The organism is Actinomadura sp. NPDC048394 (genome assembly GCF_040651755.1).
Classification (GTDB): Bacteria; Actinomycetota; Actinomycetes; order Streptosporangiales; family Streptosporangiaceae; genus Spirillospora; species Spirillospora montaniterrae.
Genome location: NZ_JBEZJL010000166.1, coordinates 1 through 3,864, shown reverse-complemented (window position 1 = coordinate 3,864; position 3,864 = coordinate 1). Strand labels below are relative to the sequence as shown.

3 protein-coding genes and 1 pseudogene are annotated in these 3,864 nt (G+C 65.3%); 1 reads left to right on the top strand and 3 read right to left on the bottom strand.

Features of this window, described 5'->3' with window-relative positions:
* Nucleotides 1-237: 237 nt before the first annotated feature.
* Nucleotides 238-447: pseudogene (locus tag AB0C78_RS50540) on the top strand (transposase family protein); the annotation flags it as partial.
* A gap of 733 nt (nucleotides 448-1,180) precedes the next feature.
* On the opposite strand, the gene AB0C78_RS50535 reads toward AB0C78_RS50540, so the two are convergent.
* The 3 genes from AB0C78_RS50535 to AB0C78_RS50525 form a co-directional block, all read right to left on the bottom strand.
* Nucleotides 1,181-1,954 (bottom strand): SDR family oxidoreductase, encoded by a 774-nt coding sequence (locus AB0C78_RS50535; RefSeq protein ID WP_360762950.1) that lies wholly within the window; start codon nucleotides 1,952-1,954, stop codon nucleotides 1,181-1,183.
* Between the two features lie 136 nt (nucleotides 1,955-2,090).
* Nucleotides 2,091-2,738: a hypothetical protein gene (locus AB0C78_RS50530; RefSeq protein WP_360762947.1), complete on the bottom strand. Its 648-nt coding sequence runs from the start codon at nucleotides 2,736-2,738 to the stop codon at nucleotides 2,091-2,093.
* Between the two features lie 355 nt (nucleotides 2,739-3,093).
* The gene (locus tag AB0C78_RS50525; protein ID WP_360762944.1) at nucleotides 3,094-3,762 is read right to left on the bottom strand and encodes an integrase core domain-containing protein; all 669 of its coding nucleotides are present in this window, start codon (nucleotides 3,760-3,762) and stop codon (nucleotides 3,094-3,096) included.
* Between the last annotated feature and the right edge of the window lie 102 nt (nucleotides 3,763-3,864).

Below are 3,864 nucleotides of genomic sequence, written 5' to 3'. Positions count from 1 at the left end.
AACGCGCCCGGCTGCGCGCATGCCAGCACGATCCGGCACCGCAACGCATACGCCTGCGTCGAGGTCGCCGCCCGCGCCCCGCGCTCCAACTCCGCCCGCTCAGCCGCGGTCACGGAAAACGGTGTCTTCGGCCGCCCCGTCCTCGCCATCGACCCAGCATAGATTTACACAACGGATTTCAGGCGCAGAACACTAGTGCGGATCGTTGCAGGTCGGGGTGGCGAGCAGACCGGGACCGGGCGGCGCTGGAGTCTGCCGCTTGCCGACCGGGCGCTGCTGATCGTGGTGTACTACCGCACCAACCTGACGCTGCGGCAGGTCGCGTTGTTTTTCGGGGTGTGCAAGTCTGCCGCGCACCGCGTCGTGGCTCACCTGGCGCCGCTGCTCGCACTGGCCCCGGTCGCTCGCCGGCACAGTCCGGACACGGTGCTGATCGTGGACGGGACAGGTGCGGAAACGATAAGCGGTTATCCTTTCCCGGTCGAAGATTTCATGTCGGGAGCCGAAGCTCTGAGTCGCGTGCGAGCCGCTACAACGCGGCGAGTTGCGCGACCGGTCGAGCCCGGCGGGCGCGCACGCGTGCGCCGGGCCTTTGCCGCGGCGGCGGTTGGTGCCAGGCACGATGCCGGCGGCGTGCATGAGCAGTGCGGCGGTCTTCTCGGCTGCAGCGTGGGCGACCTGGGGTAGGACGGCGGTGTGGGTGTCGGCGGTCAGCACGATGCTGAATTAGCAGCCCGGTCGAAGGTTTCGGCGCCCGGCCCGATCGCTGTGCGCGGTGACCCGGTCCGGCTCCGGGCAGTGCCTGCTCCTGGTCCTGGGCGACACTCACAAGTACGCGCTCCACGGGACAGTGTCGATCAGCGTGCGCGCCCACGGGGACCACGGCGTCATCACCATTGCCGACCAGAGCCCCGGCCTCACCGACCACGAACTCCAGCAAGCCCTCACGCCCTGCTACCGTACTGCGTCGGCCCGGGCTCTCTCCTCGGAACCGGACTCGGCCTGCACATGGCCCAAACGATCAGGTCGGCGATGCACGACACCCTCGAGCTGGCCCAGCACCGTCCGGTCGCCTGCGCGTGGACCTCCGGCGGCCCCTCACCGGGCTCACTGGAAAGCGCTTTCAAAAAGCATCTCGCGTGCGGATTCGAGCGGTCAGGAAAGTAAAATAGGCTGATATTCACAGTCCAATGCCGCCGCTTGCGTCGATCACTCCGCCGGTGATCCATCGAGCTTCGTCGGATGCAAGGAAGGCCACGATGTCGGCGATGTCCTCCGCCCGTCCGAGGCGACCCAGCGCGGCGAGCGAGGATGCCCGCGCTTCGGCTTCCGCGTTGCCGCGAAGCCAGCCCGCGTTCATGTCGGTGCCGACGATCCCGGGAGCCACCGAGTTCGCCGTGATGCCTCGCGGCCCGAGTTCCTTGGCGAGATTCCTCGTGAAGGTCTCCAGCGCGCTCTTCGTCGGCCCGTACGCGATGATCTCCGGCATGGCCACGCGCGCCGCACAACTGGAGATGTTGATTATCCGCCCTCCGTCACGGATCCGCTTCATCCCCAACTTCACGATGAAGAACGGTGCCCGCATGTTCACGGCGAAGATCTCATCGAATTCCTCCTCGGTGAGCGAAGCCAGAGCCGAGCCGCGACCGATACCGGCATTATTGACAATGATATCGACGCCCCCTTGGGGTGAATGCTGCTCGATCTGTGCGTCGAAGGCTGCCCACAGCGCGGCCGCATCACCCCGTCGGCCCAGTTCGGCCTGGATGGCGAAAGCGCGGCCGCCGCTCTCGCGGATCCGCTCGACGACTCTGCCCGCCGCTGCCAGGTCGTGGGCGAACGCGACAGCGACAACGGCGCCGTCGCGTCCGAGGCGTTCGGCGATGGCTCGGCCGATTCCCCTGCTTCCACCGGTGACGAGCGCAACCTTGCCCTCCAGTACGCGCGTGGACATGACCGTGGCTCCCATCATTATTGATTGATTTGGCAGTAACTGTAAGGCAACTGCGGGTTCCTCCCGGGCCCGAGGGCATCATTTTCTTATCAGGGACCCAGGTGCGCCAACCCGCCGGACCCGGCTCTTCGGCCTGTCAACCGGTGTAGAGGGTGGGCGGGCAACTGTCGCCCATGGGCTGGGCGACCCGGACCTTGACCGGATCAAACGAGACCGAGCGTTCCGTTTTCCCCTCATCACCTTCCTGGCGGATGACAACGGTGTTCGCACCAGCAAACCACGCCGCGTCCAGCCGGTGGACACCACTGTCGGACAAACACCCGAGATAGGCCCTCTTACTGAAAAACCCCTCTCTTGTTTGCAGGTAGAGACCGTCAGGTCGATCAGCAGGGTGGGGATATTGGGGAAAATCATAGTTCAGAATGACGGCGAATTTCCCGTCAGGGGAAACCGCCGCAACCCGCTGTTCATTCGAATAATCGGTGAGAAACGTGATGAGGCAACTCCAGGAGATGCAGGCGACGCCCGCCAGTGCCGTACAGCCGGCGCAGACCACCAGCAGCCAGCGCCAGATGCCATGCCGCGCCTTCGCCAGCAGCACACTCGCCACACCTATCAACCCGAACCCGGCGACCGCCAGCACACACCAGAGCCAGATCCTGTCCCCCAAGCCGACAAAGCGGTAGGGGTTGATCAGCGCCGTTCCCGCGGCGCCGGCCAGCAGTACACCGAGAACGAACATGCAGCAGACCCATCTCGTACCCGGCGCGATCAGACGTTTCATGGCGGCCCTTCACTCGTGACAACGACATTGCACCGGAGGACACCGTCCGGGACGTCGTCCGGACGGCCACCTCACACCCGGTCCAGCCGGTGAGCCCGGGCAGGGTCCTGCTGCGACCACGGGCCAGCCGAAGTCAAAGTACAACTCCATTAGATAGTCTCTTACATAACTATCCGCTAAGGCCTTAACTGTCGCCACCGCCACCAGTCACAGCAGATGCCATGTCCACGCGTGCTCTCATCGTCGCCCCGTCCGCCGCTGCGGGCATCAAACTCGGGGAGGTCGCCGACCTGGTCGCCGCCCCAGGGCAGGTGCTCAGCAACGTTATAGTTGCCGAAAACCACGTCCGCGCAGGTCAAGCGGCGTGTTCGTACTCGTTGAGGATTCCGCCCAGGCGTTGTCTTCTTCGAAGGTTCAGGTGGGCGATCTCGTCGGTTTCGGTGATCGGTGGAGGCAGCGCCTTCAAAGAGCGTGCGTTGGCGATGCCCTGATGAGCCCGATGCTCGTTGTAGAAGGTCTCGAACTCTCGGAGCGCGTGAAGCAGGTGCCGGTGGTTCCAGATCAACATGCGGTCCAGGAGCTCGCGGCGGCAGGTCTGCACCCACCGCTCCATGACCGCGTTCATCCTGGGCATTCGCACTCCGGTGAGCACCACCCGGATACCAGCATCGGCCAGGACGGCGTCGAACACCTCGGGGAACTTGCCATCGCGGTCGCGGATTATGAACCCCGCCCGGCAGCCGGCGTCCTCCAGGTCCATGACCAGGTTCCGCGCCGCCTGCGTCACCCACGAGGCGGTCGGGTGAGCGGTAGCGCCCAAGATTCGGACTCGGCGGGTGTGATGTTCGATGACCGCCAGCACGTACATGCGGGCACCGGTGAGGGTCACGGTCTCCAGGAAGTCACACGCCAGCAGCGCCTTCGCTTGCGAGCGCAGGAACCCGGCCCAGATGGTGGCGGAACGCTCAGGCGCCGGATCGACGCCGGCGTCCTTGAGGATCTCCCAGACGGTAGAGGCTGCCACCTTGACAGATCCGGCGGGTGACGCTGGTGGACGGCTCCCGGGTCACGATGGGCCGCACTACCCTTGTGTTCCGCCGCGATAGGGAGTAACCCCGACTCCGAT

Bases quoted from the DNA above. Each gene is read 5' to 3' on its own strand.
- AB0C78_RS50535 (WP_360762950.1), bottom strand. From the start codon at position 1,954: ATGTCCACGCGCGTACTGGAGGGCAAGGTTGCGCTCGTCACCGGTGGA.
- AB0C78_RS50530 (WP_360762947.1), bottom strand. From the start codon at position 2,738: ATGAAACGTCTGATCGCGCCGGGTACGAGATGGGTCTGCTGCATGTTC.